This window comes from Pseudomonas sp. COW5 (assembly GCF_026240005.1).
GTDB classification, from domain to species: domain Bacteria; phylum Pseudomonadota; class Gammaproteobacteria; order Pseudomonadales; family Pseudomonadaceae; genus Aquipseudomonas; species Aquipseudomonas kribbensis.
On record NZ_JAPHVP010000001.1, the window covers coordinates 2,409,489 to 2,430,196 of the forward strand.

Genomic DNA, 20,708 nt, shown 5'->3' on the forward strand with positions numbered 1-20,708 from the left:
TATTGCACCGCCTTTCAGCCGGAAGTCGCGGTGTTACCCTGCAAAAGCCCACCCCAAGGGCGATTCCTACACCTAAAGCGGATTTTTACTCAGCTCGCCCAGACGTTTTCAGACGCCTGCCGCGAGCATCGTCATTCAAGGAGCCCACGCCATGCATGCCATCAGTTTCATTCAGGATCTGGCAGTGATCATGTTGGTCGCAGGTGTGGTGACCGTGCTGTTCCACCGTTTCAAGCAGCCGGTGGTGCTCGGCTATATCGTCGCCGGTTTCATCATCGGCCCGCACACGCCTCCGTTCGGTCTGATCCACGACGAAGAAACCATCAAGACCCTCGCCGAGCTGGGGGTGATTTTCCTGATGTTCTGCCTGGGTCTGGAGTTCAGCCTGCGCAAACTGTTCAAGGTCGGGGCCACGGCGTTCATCGCGGCGTTCCTGGAAATCATCCTGATGATCTGGATCGGCTACGAAATCGGCCGCTGGTTCGACTGGAACACCATGGATTCGCTGTTCCTCGGCGCAATCCTGGCGATTTCCTCGACCACCATCATCGTCAAGGCGCTCAACGACCTGAAGATGAAAAACGAGCGCTTCGCCCAGCTGATCTTCGGTGTGTTGATCGTCGAGGACATTCTCGGCATTGGAATCATCGCCTTGCTGTCGAGCATCGCGGTCAGCGGCACAGTGAGTTCCGGCGAAGTGTTTTCCACGGTCGGCAAGCTTTCGCTGTTCATGATCGTCGCGCTGGTCATCGGCATTCTGCTGGTACCGCGATTGCTGGCCTATGTGGCGAAGTTCGAAAGCAACGAGATGCTGCTGATCACCGTGCTGGGCCTGTGTTTCGGTTTCTGCCTGTTGGTGGTCAAGCTTGAGTACAGCATGGTGCTCGGCGCGTTCCTGATCGGCGCGATCATGGCCGAGTCGCGGCAATTGCTGAAGATCGAGCGCCTGATCGAGCCGGTTCGCGACCTGTTCAGTGCGATCTTCTTCGTTGCCATCGGCTTGATGCTCGATCCGATGATCCTTCTGCAATACGCGTGGCCGATTGCGGTGATTACCGTCGCCGTGGTGCTGGGCAAGATGTTGTCCTGCGGCCTCGGTGCGTTTATCGCCGGCAATGACGGACGCACCTCGCTGCGGGTCGGGATGGGTCTTTCGCAGATTGGCGAATTCTCCTTCATCATCGCCGCGCTGGGCATGACGCTGCAGGTAACCAGCAACTTCCTGTATCCGGTGGCCGTGGCGGTTTCGGTGATTACCACGTTACTGACGCCGTACCTGATCCGCGCCGCCGATCCACTGTCGATCAAGTTGTCCGCCGCCATGCCGCAGCGTCTCGGGCGGGTGTTCGGGATGTACGGCGAATGGCTGCGCAGCATTCAGCCGCAGGGCGAAGGCGCGATGCTGGCGTCGATGATCCGGCGGATTCTGCTGCAGGTCGGGGTCAATCTGGCGCTGGTGATTGCGATCTTCTTTGCCGGCGCTTTCTTTGCCGGGCGTCTCTCGACCTGGCTGCAGGACTGGATCAGCGATCCGAGCTGGCAGAAGGCGTTGATCTGGGGTGGGGCGTTGCTGTTGTCGCTGCCGTTCCTGATTGCGGCCTATCGCAAGCTCAAGGCGCTGTCGATGCTGCTGGCGGAGATGGGCGTGAAGCCGGAGATGGCGGGGCGTCACACACAGCGAGTGCGCCGGGTGATCGCCGAAGTGATCCCGATTCTCTCGCTGCTGGTGATTTTCCTGCTGCTGGCAGCCTTGTCGGCCAGTATCCTGCCGACCAACAAGTTGCTGGTGCTGGTTGCCGTGGTCGCGGCCGCCGTGGCGGCGCTGCTCTGGCGCTGGTTCATCCGGGTGCACACGCGGATGCAGGTGGCCCTGCTGGAAACCCTCGACAACCACAAGGAATCGTCGGGGCACTGACCCGGCGGGGCGGCTGGGGAATCAGCTCTCCAGCCAGACGTCCCGGGCCCAGTGCCAGACCGATTCCCAGGACTCTTCGGTGATCAGCTCTTCTTCGCCGGACCACAGCACCACGGTGCCGTCTTCTTCGACGCAGTAGTAGTTGTCGCCGTCCTGGCAGATCGGGATCAGGTCACGCGGCACACCGGCATCCCAGGCATTGGCGGCTACATCCGGCAGATAGGTGTGGGACTGCGGGTCGGTGACGGTCACCGGCTCCAGGCTGCCGTAAACCACGTCGCTGACGGTCAGCAGAAATTCCTTGAAGACGAACGGGATGTTGATGAAGAGTTCTTCTTCGACTTCCACCAACTGGTCTTCGTCGGGCAACTCCAGGGGAACCGGCACGGGTTCGTTGGCTTCGCGCAGTTGTTCGATGATTTCTTCCACGTCCGGGATCCTCTTGCTTGAATGGCGCGGTTTATATGGGCCGGTTTATACAGTAGCTCGCTATAGATGCAACCGCGAAATAGAAAACCCCGGCCGAGGCCGGGGTTTTTATTGCAGCGGATAAAACGTCGGAGGTGATCAGCCGTTCTGGCGGATACCGGCAACCAGCCAAGGCTGGTTGTCGCCCTGTGGACGTTCCATGTTCCAGCTTTCGCTGAACACTTCGCCCTGCTGGTCGAAACGCGAGGTTTTCGACACACCGTTGAAGGTCAGGGTGGCGATGGTCTTGTCCGCACGGTCATCCACGCCGTCCAGTTGTACCTGGAGGTTTTCGATGAAGGTGGACTGGAACGCATCGCCCAGTTCCGCGCGCTCGCGCTTGAGGAACTCGAACATTTGCGGAGTCACGAACTCGGCGATCTTGTCCATTTCGTTGGCGTCCCAGTGCTGCTGCAGCGCCTGGAAGTGGCTGCGGGCGGCTTCGAGGAAGCGCTGCTCGTTGAACCAGGCCGGTGCGTTGATCACCGGACGGGCGGCAGCCGGAGCGGCCGAACCACCGAAGATCGAACCCATGGCGGCAGGTTTCTGCTCGAACACTTCACGCTGCATCGGCGCACCGGCCGGCGCGAACTGCTCTTGCTGCTTGCGGCGACGAGCGGCGATGAAGCGGAAGATCACGAAGGCGATCACGGCCATGATCAGGATGTCGAAGATCTGCATGCCCTGGAAGCCGCCGCCCATTAGCATGGAAGCGAGCAGGCCGCCGGCAGCGATGCCGGCCAGAGGGCCGAGCCATTTCGAAGCGCCGCCAGCCTTGGCAGCAGCGCCCGCGGCACCGGCAGCACCAGCGGTCGCAGCCGCGCCGCCCATGCCTGGGGAAGAAGGAGCCATCTGGCTGGTCTGGTGCGTCGGCGCAGCGCCGGCGCTTTTGCCACCACCGAAGCGCTTGGCGTTGGCGTCGAGGCTCATCGTCAGGCCGATGCACAACGCCATGGCGATGCTAAGAAAACGTTTCATAAAGGGAATTCCCGTTTGTGGAGACACGCGCGCCATGTTGCACAGCTGAAGTGTCACTGGCTAGCGAGAGAGTGTTTCGGGCTTTTGCCTGACAGGTTACGTTCAGCTCGGTCGAGGCAATAAGGCTATGTACTTTTGTCTGTAGGAAAAGGATGTAGGTTCAGTGGGAAATGGATCAGCGTCGAAACGCCAACATCACCACGCCCGCGGTGATCAGACCGATGCCGCCCCATTGGCGCAGGTCGAGTTTCTCGCCCAGCAGGATCACGCCGAGCACCGCCACCAGCACCACACTGAGCTTGTCCACCGGAGCGACCAGCGAGGCTGGCCCGGCTTTCAAGGCGCGGAAATAGCACAGCCACGAAGCCCCGGTACCCAACCCCGACAACAGCAGGAACAGATAGCTTTTGGCAGAGATCGACCCCAGGGACTGATATTGGCCCGTGGCGTACAAAATCAAGGCCAGGCTGACGAGTACCACGATGGTGCGCAGCAGGGTGGCGAAGTCGGAGTTGACGTTTTCGATGCCGACCTTGGCGAAGATCGCCGTCAGCGCGGCGAAGGTGGCCGAGAGCAGGGCCCAGAATGTCCAGGAGGAAAAGAAGCCAGAGCCCATGGATGTTGTCCTGTCGGTAAGGGTTGCATGAATCCATGTGGGAGCGAGCCTGCTCGCGATGGCTGCACCGTGGTTTATCAGATAAACGCGGCGCTCCAATTCGCGAGCAGGCTCGCTCCCACAGAACAGCAGAGCCGGCGTTTAGATGGCTTCCAGCTTCGCGTAACCCAGCATCAGCCACTTGCTGCCTTCGCTGAAGTTCACCTGCACCCGTGCCTGAGCTCCGGCGCCCTCGAAATTGAGGATCACGCCGTCGCCAAAGATCGAGTGCCGCACAGCCTGGCCGAGGCTCAGGCCGGTATCCGGGATCTCGCTGCCGCTGAACAGGTTGCTGCCGCTCATCGACTGGTTGCCGCCGAACGGTCGGCTGACGCTGTTCGACAGGCGTACCTCCTGAATCAAACCTTTCGGCACTTCCCGTACGAATCGCGACACCTTGTTGTAGGTTTCGCTGCCGTACAGGCGTCGGGTTTCAGCGTAGGTCATCACCAGGTTCTGCATGGCCCGGGTGATGCCGACGTAAGCCAGGCGACGCTCCTCTTCAAGACGTCCCGGTTCTTCCAGGCTCATCTTGTGCGGGAACAGGCCTTCTTCCATGCCCACCAGGAACACGTAAGGGAATTCCAGGCCCTTGGCACTGTGCAGGGTCATCAACTGAATGCTGTCTTCGTGCTCGTCGGCCTGAGTGTCGCCGGCCTCCAGCGACGCGTGGCCGAGGAACGCCGCCAGTGGCGTCAGGTCTTCGTCTTCTTCGGTGTTCTCGAAGTTGCGCGCGGCGCTGACCAGTTCCTCAAGGTTTTCCACCCGGGCCTGGCCTTTCTCGCCTTTTTCCGCTTCGTGGTAGGCGATCAGGCCGGATTGCTCGATGACGGTCTGGGTCATCAGGTGCAACGGCATCTCGGCGCACTTGGCGGCGAGGTTCTCGATCAGCTCGATAAACGCACCGAGGGCGCCGGCCGCACGACCGGTCAGACCTTTATTGGCCACCAGTTGGCGCATGGCTTCCCACATCGACACATCGCTGTGGCGCGCATGTTCACGGATGGCTTCGACGGTCTTCTCGCCGATGCCGCGAGCCGGGACGTTGATGACCCGTTCCAGCGCCGCATCGTTGCCGCGACCTTCCAGCAAACGCAGGTAGGCCATGGCGTTTTTGATTTCAGCCCGCTCGAAGAATCGTTGGCCACCATAGATGCGGTACGGAATGCGCTCGCGCAGCAAGGCTTCTTCCAGAACGCGGGATTGGGCGTTGGAGCGGTAGAGAATCGCGATATCGCTGCGAGCCAGGCCGGTTTTCAGCGCGCTTTCGATGGTTTCGACAACGTAGCGTGCTTCATCGTGTTCGTTGAACGCGGCGTACAGATTGATCGCTTCGCCGTCGCCGCCGTCGGTCCACAGCTCTTTGCCCAGCCGCCCGGTGTTGTTGGCGATCAGGGCGTTGGCGGCTTTCAGGATGCCGGCGGTAGAGCGGTAGTTCTGCTCCAGACGGATGGTCTCGGAATCCGGGAAGTCGGAAGAATACTGGTGGATGTTCTCGATTTTCGCGCCGCGCCAGCCGTAGATCGACTGGTCGTCGTCGCCGACCACCATCAGGCTGTCGCCACCCTTGCCCAGCAGACGCAGCCAGGCGTACTGCACGGCGTTGGTGTCCTGGAACTCGTCCACCAGAATGTGGCGGAAACGCTTCTGGTAGTGGGCCAGCAGGCCCGGATGGTCGCGCCACAGGTCGAGGGCGCGCAGCAGCAGTTCGGAGAAGTCGATGACGCCGGCACGCTGGCAGGCCGCCTCGTAGGCCTCATAGATGCCGCGCATGGTGGCCAGGTACAGATCGCCGCTGGCCTGAATGTGCTGCGGACGCAGACCTTCGTCTTTCTGCCCGTTGATGAACCATTGGGCCTGACGGGCCGGCCAGCGCTGTTCGTCCAGCCCCAGCTCGCGGATCACCCGCTTGACCAGACGTTGCTGGTCATCGCTGTCGAGAATCTGGAAGGTCTGGCTCAAGCCTGCTTCCTGCCAGTGCGCCCGCAACAGGCGGTGTGCCAGGCCGTGGAAGGTGCCGACCCACATGCCGGCCGGGTTGATCCCCAGCAATTGCTCGATGCGGTGACGCATCTCGGCAGCGGCCTTGTTGGTGAAGGTCACCGACAGGATCGAATGGGGCGAGGCGTTTTCGACCTGGATCAACCAGGCGATACGGTGCACCAGCACTCGGGTCTTGCCTGAGCCGGCACCGGCCAGGACCAATTGACGACCAACGGGAGCCGCTACGGCCTGGCGTTGGGCATCGTTGAGGGAGTTCAGCAGAAGGGAGAGATCATCGCGCATCGGGGCATTCTAGGGTGCGCCGCAGGCCCGGGCAAACCGAGCTTTGCATTAGCCGATGAAAGTGCTGCCGATGACGACCGGTCGGTCACTGGCTACAGGCGTTGGCCCGCCTGGCGTCGGGGCTTTTGCGGGTGACGGGAGGTCGAAAAGTTTCGGCGAAATTATGATCTGGAGCAGTTTGGCAAGTGGTTGGGCTTGTGTATGCTCCGTCCACGTTTCCGGGCGCATGCTCACACTTATAAGAACAAGAACGTTGCCTATGACCCTCAGCTTCGACCTGTCGGGCCCCTCTGTGGAACCCCGGGTAATCCGCAAGCATTACGCCACCCAGATGGCGGTCGAGCGCACGCGCCTTCTATATCAGGGTTCGCTGTTACCCACCCTGTTCATGTTGATCAATGGTCTGGTCTGCGCCGGTCTGCTCTGGAGCCCGCAGCGTTATTTCGTGGTCAGCGTCTGGCTGGTGTGGCTGTTGTCGCTGGTGGCATTGCGGGTGATTCAGGTCGCTGCGTTCGATTCAGCGATCCCCGACCGCCAGGCCCAGCCGATCTGGGGCCGGATGTTCCTGCTCGGTTCGACCATGACCGGCCTGACCCTGGCCGGCGCCGGCATCGCCCTGGTCCCGGCCGACAATTTCATGCAGCAGGCGTGGGTGTTCGGCCTGATCGGCGCCGCAACCCTGTCGGCCAGCGTGGCCTACGCCGTGAGTATTCCGGCGTTTCTTTCCTTTACCTTGCCGTGCCTGCTGCCGGCCATCGGCTATTTGTTCTGGGGTGGTGACGAACTGGCGCGGGGCTGGGGCTGGCTCGGGCTGATCCTGCTCGGTTCCCTGAGTGTGGTGGCGTGGCAGGTTAACCGGTTGATCGACCGTGGTTTGCTGCGACGCTTCCAGAATCAACATCTGATCGAACACTTGCAACAGGCCCAATCTCGCAGCGAACTGCTCAACCAGGCGTTGGCGAAGGAAATCGAACAGCGGCGCTGTGCCGAAGCAAAGTTACGCGAAGCCCAGGTCGAACTGGAGGACCGGGTGGCCCAGCGCAGCCGCGAACTGGATGCCGCCAACCAGGCCCTGAGCAAAAGCGAAGCGCGTCTGGCCCTGGCGTTGAAGGCCAGTGAACTGGGGCTGTGGGACTGGAACCTGCAGACCGACGAAGTTCACCACACGCAGATTCAGGAACTGTTCGGCCTTGATCCGGAATACGTCACTGGGTTGCTCAGGCATCTGCGGCCCCGGCTGCACCCGGAAGATGTGCCACCGCTTAAACGGGCGTTGATCGAGCATCTGAAGGGGCGCACCGAGGATTATCAGATCGAGTACCGCGTGCGCCATGGCGACGGCCACTGGGTCTGGATCGAAGACCGAGGGCGCGCGGTGGAGCGCGATGACAGCGGGCGGGTTATCCGCATGGTGGGCACCCGGCGCGACATCAGTGTCAGCAAAAGCCTGGAGGCCCAGCAGCAACTGGCGGCTACGGTGTTCGAAGCGGCCAGCGAAGGCATCGTTATCCTCGACCCGAACTATTCGCTGATCGCCATCAATCAGGCCTTCAGCCGGGTTACCGGGTATGACATCGATGACATGCTCGGGCGCAATGTCGTTGAACTGCCGTGCAGTCGTGACGCCCGGCGGCATTACGTCGCCATTCGCCACGCGCTGGAGCAGCACGGCAGCTGGCAGGGCGAACTGGTGGAGACCCGCAAGAACGGCGAGCTGTATCCACAGTGGCTGCAATTGAATGCGGTACGCGACAGTCGGGGAAATGTAAGTCATATCGTCGGCTTCTTCGCCGATCTGTCGGCAAGACGCGAATCCGAAGAACGCATGCGTTATTTGACGCACTACGACGAACTTACCGGTCTGGCCAACCGTTCGCTGTTCCGCGAACGCCTGCACGAAGCCCATCAGCGTGTACGGCAGGGCGGGCGCCGGAGTCTGGCACTGCTGCACATCAATCTCGATCGCTTCAAATTGCTCAACGACAGCCTCGGTCATGAGATAGCCGACCAGTTGCTGCAGAAAATGTCGCGGCGTCTGGTCAGTGCCTTGCCGGAGGCCGACACCATCGCCCGGTTATCCGGCGACGAGTTCGCGGTGTTGTTCGATGCCTATGGCAATCTGTCGAGTCTGGCGCGGGTCGCCACGCGGCTGTCGGCCAAGCTGCGCCTGCCGCTGACGGTGGAAGGGCATGAGCTGGTGGTCAGCGCCTCGATGGGCATCAGCATGTTGCCGGACAACGCCCGGGAGGTTGCCGCGCTGGTCAGTCAGTCGAACATGGCGATGCAGCATGCCAAACACCTGGGCGGCAACAACTTCCAGTTTTACACCGACAGCCTGCAAGCCAGCACGCTGGAGCGTCTGCAACTGGAAAACCAGCTGCGCAAAGCCATTGAGGACAAGCAGCTCAACGTCTTCTATCAACCGAAACTGTGCCTGGCAACCGGCCGTCTCAACGCGGCCGAAGCGCTGGTGCGCTGGGATCATCCGACCATGGGCCGGGTGCCGCCGGGGGACTTCATCGGTCTTGCAGAGGAGACGGGACTGATCGGGCCGATCGGCGAGTTCGTGTTGCGCCAGGCCTGCTGGCAGGCCTGCGAATGGCAGCGTCAGGGGCTGGAGCCGATCCGGGTTTCGGTGAACCTGTCGGTGCATCAATTGCGTCAGGGCAAACTGGTCAGTCTGGTACGGCAGGTGCTGGAGGAAACCGGGCTGGCGCCGCACTACCTCGAACTGGAACTGACCGAAAGCCAGTTGCTCGACAGCGTCGAACACATCATCGCCACCTTCCAGCAACTGCGGGATCTGGGGGTGAAGCTGGCGATCGATGATTTCGGCACCGGCTATTCGTCGCTGAGTTATCTGAAACGGATCCCGGTGGATTACGTGAAGATCGATCAAGCCTTTATCCGCGGGTTGGGGGAGGGCAGCGAGGACGCGGCGATCACCCGCGCGATCATTGCGATGGCTCATGGGTTGTCGCTGAAAGTAGTGGCAGAGGGCGTCGAACGGCCGGAGCAGCTTGAGTTCTTGAAGGCCGAGGGTTGCGACGAAGTGCAGGGGTATCTGATCAGCCGCCCAGTGGAGGCAGCCGGTCTGGCTGGCTTGTTGGGCCGGCAGGCAAATCCCCGTTAAAGGGCTACATGCAGTGCATGTCGCCTGATCCGGGGCGATCCAGTTACGCATTGAGCAGGCAAAAAGCCAATTCATGTAGTATAACTACAAGCTTGCTACATCCCCGGCATCTGGCCAAAGCACATCTTTCCATAACAAGAGTCCAGCCCCTTGAATCTGCTGCAACACATCGCCCAGTCACGTCACCTGTTACGCAAGTCGGAGCTCAAGGTCGCCGACCACGTGCTGCTTGACCCTGCGGCAGTGATGCACAGTTCCATGGCCGATCTGGCCCACAGCGTCGGCATCAGCGAGCCGACCATCGTGCGCTTCTGCCGTGCCATCGGCTGTTCCGGTTTTCAGGACCTGAAACTCAAACTCGCACAAAGCCTCGCGGCCGGCGCCAGTTTCGGTCAGTTCGCGATCCATGAAGACGATTCCGTCGCTGACTACAGTCTGAAGATTTTCGACACCACGTTGCACACGCTGATGGAGGTTCGCGAGAAGCTCGATCCGCTGGAGTTGCAGCGTGCGGTGACGTTGATGTCCCAGGCCCAGCGTGTCGAGTTCTACGGTTTTGGTGCGTCGGGCGCGGTGGCGGCGGATGCGCAGCACAAGTTCTTCCGTCTGCTGCTGACGGCGGCGGCCTATTCCGACCCGCACATGCAGGCGATGTCGGCGGTAACGCTGAAGCCCACCGACGTGGCGATCTGTATTTCCCAGTCCGGCCGTTCCAAGGACCTGCTGATCACCGCCAACCTCGTTCGCGAAAGCGGTGCGTCGCTGATCACCTTGTGTCCGAGCCAGACGCCTTTGGCCGAGCTGTCGACCGTCAACCTGGCGATCGACGTGCACGAAGACACCGAAATCTATACACCGCTGACCTCGCGCATCGCTCACCTGGTGGTGATCGACGTGCTGGCCATGGGCGTGGCCATGGCGCGCGGGCCGAGCCTGGTCAACCACCTCAAGAGCGTCAAACGCAGTCTGCGCAGCTTGCGGCTGTCGCCCAAGTCGGTGAAAGCGCTGGATGACTGAAAGTCATGGGGTGAAGGCAATCTTCATCTGCCTGTAACCCCGGCGAAGCCAAACCGTCATCGCCCGCGCCTATCGTGAAACTCCCGTACTCGCCTTGGGAGACTCGAAATGGCTCAGCCTTACGAAGAACGCAACAGCGCCGCGAAAACCCGTCGTCAGCAGGAAGACCAGCGCCGCATGGAGTTCCGCCGCGCCATCGAAGATCGCTTCGAACTTCGTCAGCTTCAGACCGAAATCAGCGATTTTCCCGAGGACATCGAACTCAACTACTGGCAGGCAGCTCCCGCAGCTTCCCGTCGAAGCGCTCAACCAGCGCGCTGATCTGCACCCGTTCGCTGCGGATAAACGCCAGGAAGGCGTGCGCCACCGGTGACAGGCGCTTGGCTTTGGCTTGCACCAGGCACCAACTGCGAAACAGCGGCAACTCTTCGACCGGAAGCTCCACCAGGCCGCCGGTCGCCAGCTCCAGGTTCAGGGCGTGGCGCGTCAACAGTGCTACGCCCAGACCCGCCAAAACGCACTCGCGCTGAGCTTCAGCCGACGCCACTTCCTGGGTCTGGGTGAAGTGCACGCGTTTTTCCTTGAAGTATTCCTCGCAGGCTAGCCGTGTTCCCGAACCGGGTTCGCGAATCAGCAAGGTGTAAGGCTCAAGGTCTTGCAGGCGCAGCGGTCCCATGTGTGCCAGCGGATGGTCCGGTCGGGCGGTTGCCACGATCGGATTGTTGAGGAAGGGGAGGAACTCCAGGCCCATGTCCTGCGGCACCATCGACATGATTACCAGGTCGTCGCGGTTGTCCGAGAGACGGCGAATCACCTGGCCGCGATTGACCACCGTCAATTGCAGGTTCACCTCCGGATGCTGGCGCTTGAAGGCTGCAAACAAGTGCGGCACGAAGTATTTGGCGCTGGATTCCACCGCCAGTTTCAATTGGCCCTGCAAGGATCCCTGCATGTCCGACAGCTGCATGTCGAGGTTTTCCAGACGGCCAAAGATGTCGCGACTGGCACGCTGGAGTGCTTCGGCAGCCTCGGTCATGTAGAGTTTTTTGCCGACGTAATCGAACAGCGGCTGCCCGATCAGCTCTTCAAGCTGACGAATCTGTAGGCTGACGGCCGGTTGTGTGAGAGACATTTCCTCGGCTGCGCGGCTGTAGGAGCGTAAATCACACACTTCGTTGAAGATCTGCAATTGACGCAATGTCATACGCATCAAGGACTTACGCATTTTCTACCGACTCTGGCCGCTGGCTGGTGCAATGACTATAAGTCTTTACTTATGCCTGACCCAATTTTTATTCATTTTTGTTAATCCCTTGTGAGCGCTAGTGTGAAGCCGCGACCAGATTGAAACATTTGGTCACGCGTCGACCTGGGTCTAGCAGGTCGTGGGTACCACCGGCTCAAGGGAACCTCCAAGTGATAACAAAGATCCTGATCGCCAACCGTGGTGAGATTGCCGTACGAATCGTGCGTGCGTGCGCCGAAATGGGCATTCGCTCGGTTGCGATTTTTTCCGACGCCGACCGCCATGCCTTGCATGTGAAGCGTGCGGACGAGGCCCACAGCATTGGTGCCGAGCCGCTGGCCGGTTACCTCAACCCGCGCAAGCTGGTGAACTTGGCGGTGGAAACCGGTTGCGATGCACTGCACCCCGGCTACGGTTTCCTTTCGGAAAACGCCGAGCTGGCAGAGATCTGCGCCGAACGCGGGATCAAATTCATCGGCCCGTCGGCGGAAGTCATCCGCCGCATGGGCGACAAGACCGAAGCGCGCCGCAGCATGATCAAGGCCGGTGTGCCGGTCACGCCGGGCACTGAAGGCAACGTCTCGGGCATTGAAGAAGCGTTGAGCGAGGGCGACCGCATCGGTTACCCGGTGATGCTCAAGGCCACCTCCGGTGGTGGCGGTCGCGGTATCCGTCGCTGCAACAGCCGCGAAGAACTCGAACAGAATTTCCCCCGGGTCATTTCCGAAGCCACCAAGGCCTTCGGTTCGGCAGAAGTGTTCCTGGAAAAATGCATCGTCAATCCGAAGCACATCGAAGCGCAGATCCTCGGCGACAGCTTTGGCAATGTGGTGCATCTGTTCGAGCGTGACTGTTCGATCCAGCGCCGCAACCAGAAGCTGATCGAAATCGCCCCGAGCCCGCAGCTGACCCCGGAACAGCGCGCCTACATCGGCGACCTGTCGGTGCGCGCGGCCAAGGCTGTGGGTTACGAGAATGCCGGCACCGTGGAGTTCCTGCTCGCCGAGGGCGAGGTGTACTTCATGGAGATGAACACCCGGGTGCAGGTGGAACACACCATCACCGAAGAAATCACCGGGATCGACATCGTCCGTGAACAGATCCGCATCGCCTCCGGCCTGCCGTTGTCGGTGAAACAGGAAGACATCCAGCATCGCGGTTTTGCGTTGCAGTTCCGGATCAACGCCGAAGACCCGAAAAACAACTTCCTGCCGAGCTTCGGCAAGATCACCCGTTACTACGCCCCCGGCGGCCCGGGCGTGCGGACCGACACGGCGATCTACACCGGCTACACCATTCCGCCGTTCTACGACTCGATGTGCCTGAAACTGGTTGTGTGGGCACTGACCTGGGAAGAGGCGATGGACCGTGGTCTGCGCGCCCTCGACGACATGCGTCTGCAAGGTGTGAAGACCACCGCCGCGTATTACCAGGAAATCCTGCGCAACCCGGAATTCCGTAGCGGCCAGTTCAATACCAGCTTCGTTGAAAGCCACCCTGAACTGACCAACTACTCGATCAAGCGCAAACCCGAAGAGCTGGCCCTGGCCATCGCCGCCGCCATTGCCGCCCACGCAGGCCTGTGAGGAATAGAACAATGACTAAAAAGATTTTCGTAACCGACACCATCCTGCGCGACGCCCACCAATCGCTGCTCGCCACCCGCATGCGCACCGAAGACATGCTGCCGATCTGCGACAAGCTGGACAAGGTCGGCTACTGGTCGCTGGAAGTCTGGGGCGGCGCGACGTTCGACGCCTGCGTACGCTTCCTGAAAGAAGACCCGTGGGAGCGCCTGCGCCAACTGCGCGCTGCGCTGCCCAACACCCGTCTGCAAATGCTCCTGCGCGGTCAGAACCTGCTGGGCTATCGCCATTACAGCGATGACGTGGTCAAGGCGTTCGTCGCCAAGGCTGCGGTCAACGGCATCGACGTGTTCCGCATCTTCGACGCCATGAACGACGTGCGTAACCTGCGCGTGGCCATCGAAGCGGTGAAGGCTGCCGGCAAACATGCCCAGGGCACCATCGCCTACACCACCAGCCCGGTGCATACCATTGACGCTTTCGTCGCCCAGGCCAAGCAGATGGAAGCCATGGGTTGCGACTCGGTGGCGATCAAGGACATGGCCGGCCTGTTGACCCCGTATGCGACGGGCGAGCTGGTCAAGGCATTGAAAGCCGAGCAATCGCTGCCGGTGTTCATCCACTCCCACGACACCGCCGGTCTGGCCGCGATGTGCCAGTTGAAGGCCATCGAAAACGGTGCCGACCACATCGATACCGCCATCTCCAGCTTCGCCTGGGGCACCAGCCACCCGGGCACCGAGTCGATGGTTGCAGCTCTCAAGGGCAGCGAGTTCGACACCGGTCTGAACCTGGAGCTGTTGCAGGAAATCGGTCTGTACTTCTACGCCGTGCGCAAGAAGTACCACCAGTTCGAAAGCGAATTCACCGCTGTCGACACCCGCGTTCAAGTCAACCAGGTACCGGGCGGGATGATTTCCAACCTGGCCAACCAGTTGAAAGAGCAGGGCGCGCTCAACCGCATGAATGAAGTGCTGGCGGAGATCCCACGCGTACGTGAAGACCTCGGCTTCCCGCCGCTGGTGACCCCGACTTCGCAGATCGTCGGTACTCAGGCGTTCTTCAACGTGCTGGCCGGCGAGCGTTACAAGACCATCACCAACGAGGTGAAGCTCTACCTGCAAGGCGGCTACGGCAAGGCGCCGGGCACCGTGAACGAGAAGCTGCGTCGCCAGGCCATCGGTAGCGAGGAAGTGATCGATGTACGCCCGGCCGATCTGCTCAAGCCGGAAATGACCAAGCTGCGTGCCGACATCGGCGCCTTGGCCAAGTCCGAAGAAGACGTGCTGACCTTCGCCATGTTCCCGGATATCGGCCGCAAGTTCCTCGAAGAGCGTGCTGCCGGCACTCTCACCCCGGAAGTGCTGCTGCCGATCCCGGAAGCGGGCAAGGTGGCTTCGGCCGGCGGCGAAGGCGTACCGACCGAGTTCGTCATCGACGTCCACGGCGAAACCTACCGCGTGGACATCACCGGTGTCGGCGTCAAGGCTGAAGGCAAGCGCCACTTCTACCTGTCCATCGACGGCATGCCGGAAGAAGTGGTGTTCGAGCCGCTCAACGAATTCGTCGGTGGCGGCAGCAGCAAGCGCAAGCAAGCTTCGGCACCAGGTCACGTCAGCACCACCATGCCGGGCAACATCGTCGATGTGCTGGTCAAGGAAGGCGACACCGTCAAGGCCGGCCAGGCTGTGCTGATCACCGAAGCGATGAAGATGGAAACCGAAGTCCAGGCCGCGATTGCCGGCAAGGTCACTGCCATTCATGTTGCCAAGGGCGACCGGGTGAACCCGGGTGAAATCCTGATCGAGATCGAAGGCTGAGATAACGGCCTCGATACAACGCTTTAAACCTCGGGGGGGCATGTGCTCCCCTTTTTTTTGCTTTCAAAGTGCTGCCGCAATGTGCGGCAGCAACCCGTCCGGACTCAGAACGCCGTTCGCCACTGGCCTGATACGCCGTGGTTTCGGCTGTCGGTGCCGATTTCTCCGGACAGTCCGACACCCAATGTGTGGTTGTTCGAGATTGCCAGATCCAGCCCGGTGTCGAGTTTAAGGCTGTTTCGATCCAGTTCGGCGCCGTAAACGGTGTAGTCGTGGCCGCCCTTGGCCAGACGTTGGCGGGTGCTGGTGTAGGTTTCGCCCGAGACATGTTTCAAGGCAACACTGAATCGTGGGGTGAGGCGCATGCCGTTATCCAGCGTACTGACTTTCGCCATGCGCAAGCCGACAGTGGTGTTGAAGTTGCCCTGGGATTGAGCATGAACCTTGAGCGCTGCATCCCCGCCTTTCTCGGTGTAGCCGTCACGCTGGTAGCGCTCGTAGCCGATTCCGGCAAATGGCTCGATGCTGACGCTGGCCCTACCAAGGTTGTACCCCGACTCGATGAACACTTGCCGGGTGCTGGCGTGGTAGTTGCCTTTGAGCCGGTCATGGAAGCGGCCGGACGCGACTTCGCGGCGGGTACTGCCTTCATGGTTGCTCCAGGCTGCGCCTAACCGAAGTGACAGCGGGCCGGTCTGGCGCAAGGCGTAGGCGCCGATGTGCCAACTGTCGAGATCGCCGTCCAGCTCCTTGCTGTCCATGCGTGTGTCGGAGGTGCCGCCCATTAAGCCCAGTCGCCATGCTTCGTCGAGACGCCAGTCCGCACCGAGCAGTAACCCTTTGGTGGAATGCTGCATGGGTTCCACATCGCGATCCAGTTTGCCGCCATGGCCGAGGGCTTGCAGCCAGACCCTGCCGCTGTCTGCGTTTCCGGCCGCATGAAGTGGAGTGTTTCCCTGAGCATCATGGATGCCATCGAGTTGATGCATGGCCGACAGCAGGCTGGCGCTGACCGGCGTGACACTGCTCAAGGTTGCCTTGGCGAGATTGGCATTGCTGCCGCCTGCCAGTTGATCGTAGGCGAGGGCGGCCGTGGATTCGTCGGCTGCGAGCACGGCTTCGATGGCTGCATTGCCGGCGGATGGAGGGGAATCCGTTGACGGTAGCTGGTCAACCACCTGGGCTTGTTGGGCTGCGGGCGTTTCGGTCAGAACCGGTTCCGGTGAGGGCGCTGGTTTTTCGAGACTTTCTTCGAGCGCGCTGCCGCTCTCGGTCGTGGCGACTTTGTTGGATGTGGGAGCGGGTACTGCCGGAATCTCAGTACTGACGGGGATTGTTCCTGGTGGCGGAGAGATCCTCTCCTCACGCACTGTTTCTTCAGCGAGATTCAGCGGAGCAGGTTTCTCCTTAGGAGGTTTGCGCGGGCTCCTGGGTTTCACTTCTTTTACGACGGGCGCGTCAGGCTCCGACTGCTCCGCCAGCGAAAACTCTACGCAACCGATAGCCAGTGCAACCGCGAGAACAAGATGCTTGAGCTTGTATTTGCATTGAATGGGCATGCAGTTCGACCTCTCGAAGGATGAGGCCGAACTGTAAAAGTCGAGGTGGGTGTGCCGATGCCGGGTGATTCCGATCAGGATGCAGGCGATGACGTCTGCTTTTGTAGCCCGGTCGGTAGCGAGTGATGAGTCCGCGCTCGTTTACCCGATCGACCAGACGCCTTTGCCTACAACACCCGCTGAAGTATCGATTGGCGAGGCCTCAGAAACTCATCTGCCACTGCCCGATCAACCCGTGATTGCGACTGTTGCTGCCAATCTCGCCACTGTAACCAAGCCCCAGCGTATGCCGCGCCGAAACACCCAGATCCAGCCCCGCTTCCAGCACCAGGCTGTCACGATCCAGCGAGCTGCCATCAACATTGAACGCTGTACCGCCAACGACGAATGCCTGACGGGTCGAACTACTGACATCGCCGTAGGTGTGCTTCCAGCCTGCCGCCATGCGCGGGGTCAGGCTCATGCCGTTTTCCAGCGCGTTCAGGTGCGCCAGGCGCAGACCGACGGTGCTGCTGAAGTTGTCCTGAGTCTGGCTGTCGACCTGCAAGGCTGCCGCGCCGCCCTTTTCCTGATAGCGGTCGCGGTGATAACGCTGGTAACCGAGGCTGGCGTAAGGTTCGGCGCTTAAACGGCCGCTGCCCATGGCGTAGCCGAGTTCGGCGAAGGCCTGCTGGCTGTGGGCGTCGTAATCGCCTTTGGGCCGATCGCTGAAACCGTTGAACGCGACCGTGCGTTTGCTCTCGCCTTGATGACCGCTGTAAGCCGCGCCCAGGCGCAGGGCGATCGGGCCGTTTTGGTGTTGGGCGTAGACCCCGGCATGCCAGCTCTCGACATTGCCATCGACACCGGTGGCGTCCAGATCGGTCTTCGAATAACCGCCAAGTACACCCAGTCGCCATTGTGGATTCAGCGCCCAATCGGCACCGAGCACGCTGCCCTTGGTGCGCTGTTCCAGACTGCTGTTGCCGTGTTCGCCATCGAGCTTGCCGTAGCCGCCGATGGCTTGCAGCCAGAGTCGGCCCCGAGCGTTCGGATCATTCAGGTTTCGCGCTTCGGACGGTATGCCGTTGGCGGCGAGGATCGGTGTATCACGCTGATCAAGGCCGACCATCAAGCCGGGACTGCCGCCCATCTGCTGCATCGCCGAGAGCATGCTGTTGCCCACCTGGCTGCTGGCACCGAGGGTGGCGCTGGTCAGGTTGGCGTTGCTGGCGCCGGCCAGTTGTTCGATGGCCGCGCCTGCGCTGCTTTGAGTGGTGTTGAGCAGCGCGTTGTACAGCGCGTTGTACAGCGCGTTGTTCTTGCCCATCGAGGCCAGGCTGTTGGCGGCGTTGCTGCCGTTGCCGGTGACGGCGAACTCATTGAACGCCACGTCATTGCGGGTGTAGGTCAGGTCGACCTGAGTCGGCGTGTAAGTCAGGGTCGGGGTGAGGAACGCGTAGTCGCTGGTGACCGCGCCGAACGTGCCGTTGACCCGTGCAGCCTGCAACACCGTGTATTGGCTCTGCCACGGATAGGTGCCGCTGCCGGGATTGACCGCCAGCGTTGCGCCGTTGAGGTTGGCCGTGCCACCGACCTGGACCGGTGCGCTGCTGCCATCGGCGTTGACACCGTAGGCGAGGGTGGCTGCGCTGCCCATGTTCAAGTCGTGCACGATGGTAGCCGTGCCGAGTCGGGTGTCAGTGCGCAACGTACCATTCACGTTGAGGTTGCCCACCGAACCACCGCCGGCATACACGCCGCCAGCGTCTACGGTCAGGTTGCCGGCGATACCGCCCTGGTTGATCAGGGTCGCGCCGTTGCGCACGGCACCGCCGTCGCTGAAATCGCCGCTGCCGGTGAGCGTCCAGGCGCCTTGCCTGACTTCCAGCCATTCGAAATTGCGGCTGGCACCGAAGCTGCCGCCCGCCGCGTCATCCATCACCACGCGGTCATAACCAGTGCCGCCATCGACCATGCCGATAAACCGGCTGCCGTTGCGCAGGGTCAGGCTGTCGTTGCCGCCGCCCAGGTCCAGCGCCAGGCCGTTACTGCCGCTGATGGTGCCGCCGTTGATCACGTTGTCGGCGAACTCGCCGACGAACTTCACGCCGAAACCGTCGAGCCCTTGAATGGTGCCGTAGTTCTCCAGTGTGGTGGCTGCCAACCCTGAACCGCCACTGCCATCGTCCACCAGAATCGCGCTGTTGGCGCCGCTGATCAGCGCGCTTTTGGCGTTGAGGATGTAACCGCCACCCAGGGCGATGCCTTCACTGCCGTTGGCAAAACCACCTTTGTCCACGCCGCCGGCGCCGACGCCCTGGATGGTGCCGTAGTTTTCGATGTGGGCGATTTTGTCGATGTCCACGCCGTCACCGTCGCCGTTGGGCTGCAAACCTGAATACGCGCCGGTGATGGTGCCGTGGTTGATCACCGTGCCGTCGCCGTCGGAACCGAAACCGGAGCCGTTGCGCCCGGTGATCTGCCCGTAGTTGACCAGCGTCGCGCCGAGGTCGGTGGTGATGCCGTGGCGGCCGCCGGAAATCACGCCGTAGTTGGTCACGCTGACGCCGGTCGCGGTGTCGATATCGATGCCGTCGAACTTCTCGTCGGCGTTGTGCGAATCACCGGTGGAAATTTCGCCGTAGTTGCTGATGGTCGCATTGGCGCCGGTCTTCATGCCGTCGCTGGCGTCACCGCGAATCAGCCCGCCCGCGCGGTTGATGATGGTGGTTTTGACCCCGTCGCTGCGCAGCGCATCCAGATCCAGCCCTTGGCCTGTGGTCGAGCGAATGGTGCCGCTGTTGTCGATCAACAGGCTGCCGCTGACGAAGTTGCTGTCGATGCGAATCGCGTCGTTGGAACCGAGAATCTGCCCGCCGCTTCGGTTGTAGATCGCGTAATTGCGCGCCTGGGTCAGGTCGCCGCTGCTGTCAATGGCCCGGCCGCCGGTGGAGATGATCTTGCCGGCGTTGTCGATAATCACGCCCGCACCGCTGGTGCTGTCCTTGAGGCTTACAGCCTTGCCGCTGTTGGTAATACTGCCCGGCGCCGAAATCGTCAGGGTGTCGCTCCCGCCCAATGTCTGCGACGCGGTGGTGGCGGTGTCGATCACGACATTTTTGCCGTGGGCGGCACTGGTGGCGATCAACAGGGCGGTGGCGAGCGACAGGCGCTGGGGCGGGAGCGGCATGGGGAGAACGTCCTTTTAGTTATAAGTGAGGGCGTTCTGTATAGCGGAGGGGGTTTACAGAATGATGTCTGGGTTATGTGCATTCTTTTGCAGATATGTCTGCGAGTTGAGTGCTTCATCTGCAATTCGTTGCAGATGAAGCAATATCAGACAGGAAGCCCCTTCAACTGCCGTAGGAGCTGCCCGGGGCGTTTATGTACTTAGCCGCGGCACTCAACCAACCCTTTCACCTGCCCCTCGGCCGTCTGATTCTCATCGCTCAGCCAGCGCTCGAACCCCGCCGCAATCGCCGGCCATTCCGAGTCCAGGATCGAGTACCACGCGGTATCGCGGTTCTGGCCTTTCACAACCATGTGCTGGCGGAACACGCCTTCGAAGCTGAAGCCCAAGCGCTCGGCCGCGTATTTGGAGCGGGCGTTGCCGTTGTTGCATTTCCATTCCAGGCGGCGGTAGCCGAGGGCGAAGGATTCCTTGGCCAGCAGGTAGACCGCTTCGGTACTTTTCGGCGAGCGCTGCATTGGCGCGCCGAAGGTAACGTGGCCGATTTCGATGCGGCCCTGGGCCGGGACGATCGACATCAGGCTGAGGATGCCTTGCACCTGGCCGCTGGCGCGGTCGATGACGCTGAAGAAATACGGATCGCTGTGGGCGGCGTGGTTGTTCAGCCAGTCATTGAAGGCGCTGCGCTCCGGAAACGGGCCGTAGGGCAAGTAATCCCAGAGTTTCGGGTCGGCGCCGGGGCCTTGCAGGGCGCTGAACAGGTCGTCGCCATGGCGCGCCGGGTCGAGCTTTTCCAGGCGGATGAAGCGGCCTTCGATCAGGGTGGTGGAGGGCGGTGGCACGCCTTTCCAGTCGGCGAGAGAAATCGTCATG

General features: G+C 61.3%; 13 protein-coding genes and 1 pseudogene. 6 read left to right on the forward strand and 8 right to left on the reverse strand.

The window, feature by feature from the left end:
* Window positions 1-151 precede the first annotated feature (151 nt).
* Window positions 152-1,915 carry a cation:proton antiporter gene (locus OQ248_RS10895; protein WP_085708788.1) on the forward strand — a complete coding sequence of 588 codons (1,764 nt, stop codon included), beginning with the start codon at window positions 152-154 and terminating at the stop codon, window positions 1,913-1,915.
* A gap of 21 nt (window positions 1,916-1,936) precedes the next feature.
* Here OQ248_RS10895 and OQ248_RS10900 read toward each other — a convergent pair whose 3' ends face one another.
* From OQ248_RS10900 to uvrD, 4 genes are all read right to left on the reverse strand, one after another.
* Entirely contained in the window at window positions 1,937-2,344 is a 408-nt protein-coding gene (locus OQ248_RS10900; protein WP_007995855.1) for an SMI1/KNR4 family protein, read from the reverse strand.
* A 138-nt stretch (window positions 2,345-2,482) separates the two neighbouring features.
* Window positions 2,483-3,361: a Tim44 domain-containing protein gene (locus tag OQ248_RS10905; protein ID WP_085708789.1), complete on the reverse strand. Its 879-nt coding sequence runs from the start codon at window positions 3,359-3,361 to the stop codon at window positions 2,483-2,485.
* A 175-nt stretch (window positions 3,362-3,536) separates the two neighbouring features.
* The gene (locus OQ248_RS10910) at window positions 3,537-3,977 is read right to left on the reverse strand and encodes an EamA family transporter (RefSeq protein WP_265812836.1); all 441 of its coding nucleotides are present in this window, start codon (window positions 3,975-3,977) and stop codon (window positions 3,537-3,539) included.
* Between the two features lie 141 nt (window positions 3,978-4,118).
* Entirely contained in the window at window positions 4,119-6,302 is a 2,184-nt protein-coding gene (uvrD, locus tag OQ248_RS10915) for a DNA helicase II (RefSeq protein ID WP_114886442.1), read from the reverse strand.
* Between the two features lie 259 nt (window positions 6,303-6,561).
* On the opposite strand from uvrD, the gene OQ248_RS10920 reads away from it, so the two are divergent.
* From OQ248_RS10920 to OQ248_RS10930, 3 genes are all read left to right on the forward strand, one after another.
* Window positions 6,562-9,435 (forward strand): GGDEF domain-containing phosphodiesterase, encoded by a 2,874-nt coding sequence (locus OQ248_RS10920; protein WP_265812837.1) that lies wholly within the window; start codon window positions 6,562-6,564, stop codon window positions 9,433-9,435.
* Between the two features lie 150 nt (window positions 9,436-9,585).
* Window positions 9,586-10,452 (forward strand): transcriptional regulator HexR, encoded by an 867-nt coding sequence (hexR, locus tag OQ248_RS10925; protein ID WP_007954250.1) that lies wholly within the window; start codon window positions 9,586-9,588, stop codon window positions 10,450-10,452.
* Window positions 10,453-10,560: 108 nt separating this feature from the next.
* On the forward strand, window positions 10,561-10,773 hold the full coding sequence (locus OQ248_RS10930; RefSeq protein WP_085708792.1) for a hypothetical protein: 213 nt from the start codon (window positions 10,561-10,563) through the stop codon (window positions 10,771-10,773).
* Here OQ248_RS10930 and OQ248_RS10935 read toward each other — a convergent pair.
* Window positions 10,715-11,677, reverse strand: a complete 963-nt coding sequence (locus OQ248_RS10935; RefSeq protein ID WP_085708793.1) for a LysR family transcriptional regulator — start codon at window positions 11,675-11,677, stop codon at window positions 10,715-10,717. The two genes, OQ248_RS10930 and OQ248_RS10935, sit on opposite strands and share 59 nt — an antisense overlap.
* Before the next feature lie 191 nt (window positions 11,678-11,868).
* Here OQ248_RS10935 and OQ248_RS10940 point away from each other — a divergent pair, with 191 nt between their 5' ends.
* Window positions 11,869-13,284, forward strand: a complete 1,416-nt coding sequence (locus tag OQ248_RS10940; protein WP_085708794.1) for an acetyl-CoA carboxylase biotin carboxylase subunit — start codon at window positions 11,869-11,871, stop codon at window positions 13,282-13,284.
* 11 nt (window positions 13,285-13,295) lie between these two features.
* Complete coding sequence (gene oadA, locus OQ248_RS10945) at window positions 13,296-15,104, forward strand: sodium-extruding oxaloacetate decarboxylase subunit alpha (RefSeq protein WP_096817122.1); 1,809 nt, start codon at window positions 13,296-13,298, stop codon at window positions 15,102-15,104.
* Between the two features lie 104 nt (window positions 15,105-15,208).
* On the opposite strand, the pseudogene OQ248_RS10950 reads toward oadA, so the two are convergent.
* The 3 genes and pseudogenes from OQ248_RS10950 to OQ248_RS10960 all read right to left on the reverse strand — a co-directional run.
* Window positions 15,209-16,237 (reverse strand): annotated as a pseudogene (locus OQ248_RS10950) (autotransporter outer membrane beta-barrel domain-containing protein); the annotation flags it as partial.
* Window positions 16,238-16,865: 628 nt separating this feature from the next.
* On the reverse strand, window positions 16,866-19,835 hold the full coding sequence (locus OQ248_RS10955) for an autotransporter outer membrane beta-barrel domain-containing protein (RefSeq protein WP_265812838.1): 2,970 nt from the start codon (window positions 19,833-19,835) through the stop codon (window positions 16,866-16,868).
* Between the two features lie 200 nt (window positions 19,836-20,035).
* A complete protein-coding gene (locus OQ248_RS10960; protein WP_265812839.1) occupies window positions 20,036-20,707 on the reverse strand; it encodes a GNAT family protein in 672 nt (223 codons plus the stop codon).
* Between the last annotated feature and the right edge of the window lies 1 nt (window position 20,708).

Excerpts from the sequence above, each read along its gene's own strand:
- OQ248_RS10895 (WP_085708788.1), top strand. The coding sequence starts at position 152 with ATGCATGCCATCAGTTTCATTCAGGATCTGGCAGTGATCATGTTGGTC.
- OQ248_RS10905 (WP_085708789.1), bottom strand. The coding sequence starts at position 3,361 with ATGAAACGTTTTCTTAGCATCGCCATGGCGTTGTGCATCGGCCTGACG.
- OQ248_RS10910 (WP_265812836.1), bottom strand. The coding sequence starts at position 3,977 with ATGGGCTCTGGCTTCTTTTCCTCCTGGACATTCTGGGCCCTGCTCTCG.
- uvrD (WP_114886442.1), bottom strand. The coding sequence starts at position 6,302 with ATGCGCGATGATCTCTCCCTTCTGCTGAACTCCCTCAACGATGCCCAA.
- OQ248_RS10920 (WP_265812837.1), top strand. The coding sequence starts at position 6,562 with ATGACCCTCAGCTTCGACCTGTCGGGCCCCTCTGTGGAACCCCGGGTA.
- OQ248_RS10930 (WP_085708792.1), top strand. The coding sequence starts at position 10,561 with ATGGCTCAGCCTTACGAAGAACGCAACAGCGCCGCGAAAACCCGTCGT.
- OQ248_RS10935 (WP_085708793.1), bottom strand. The coding sequence starts at position 11,677 with ATGCGTAAGTCCTTGATGCGTATGACATTGCGTCAATTGCAGATCTTC.
- oadA (WP_096817122.1), top strand. The coding sequence starts at position 13,296 with ATGACTAAAAAGATTTTCGTAACCGACACCATCCTGCGCGACGCCCAC.
- OQ248_RS10955 (WP_265812838.1), bottom strand. The coding sequence starts at position 19,835 with ATGCCGCTCCCGCCCCAGCGCCTGTCGCTCGCCACCGCCCTGTTGATC.
- OQ248_RS10960 (WP_265812839.1), bottom strand. The coding sequence starts at position 20,707 with ATGACGATTTCTCTCGCCGACTGGAAAGGCGTGCCACCGCCCTCCACC.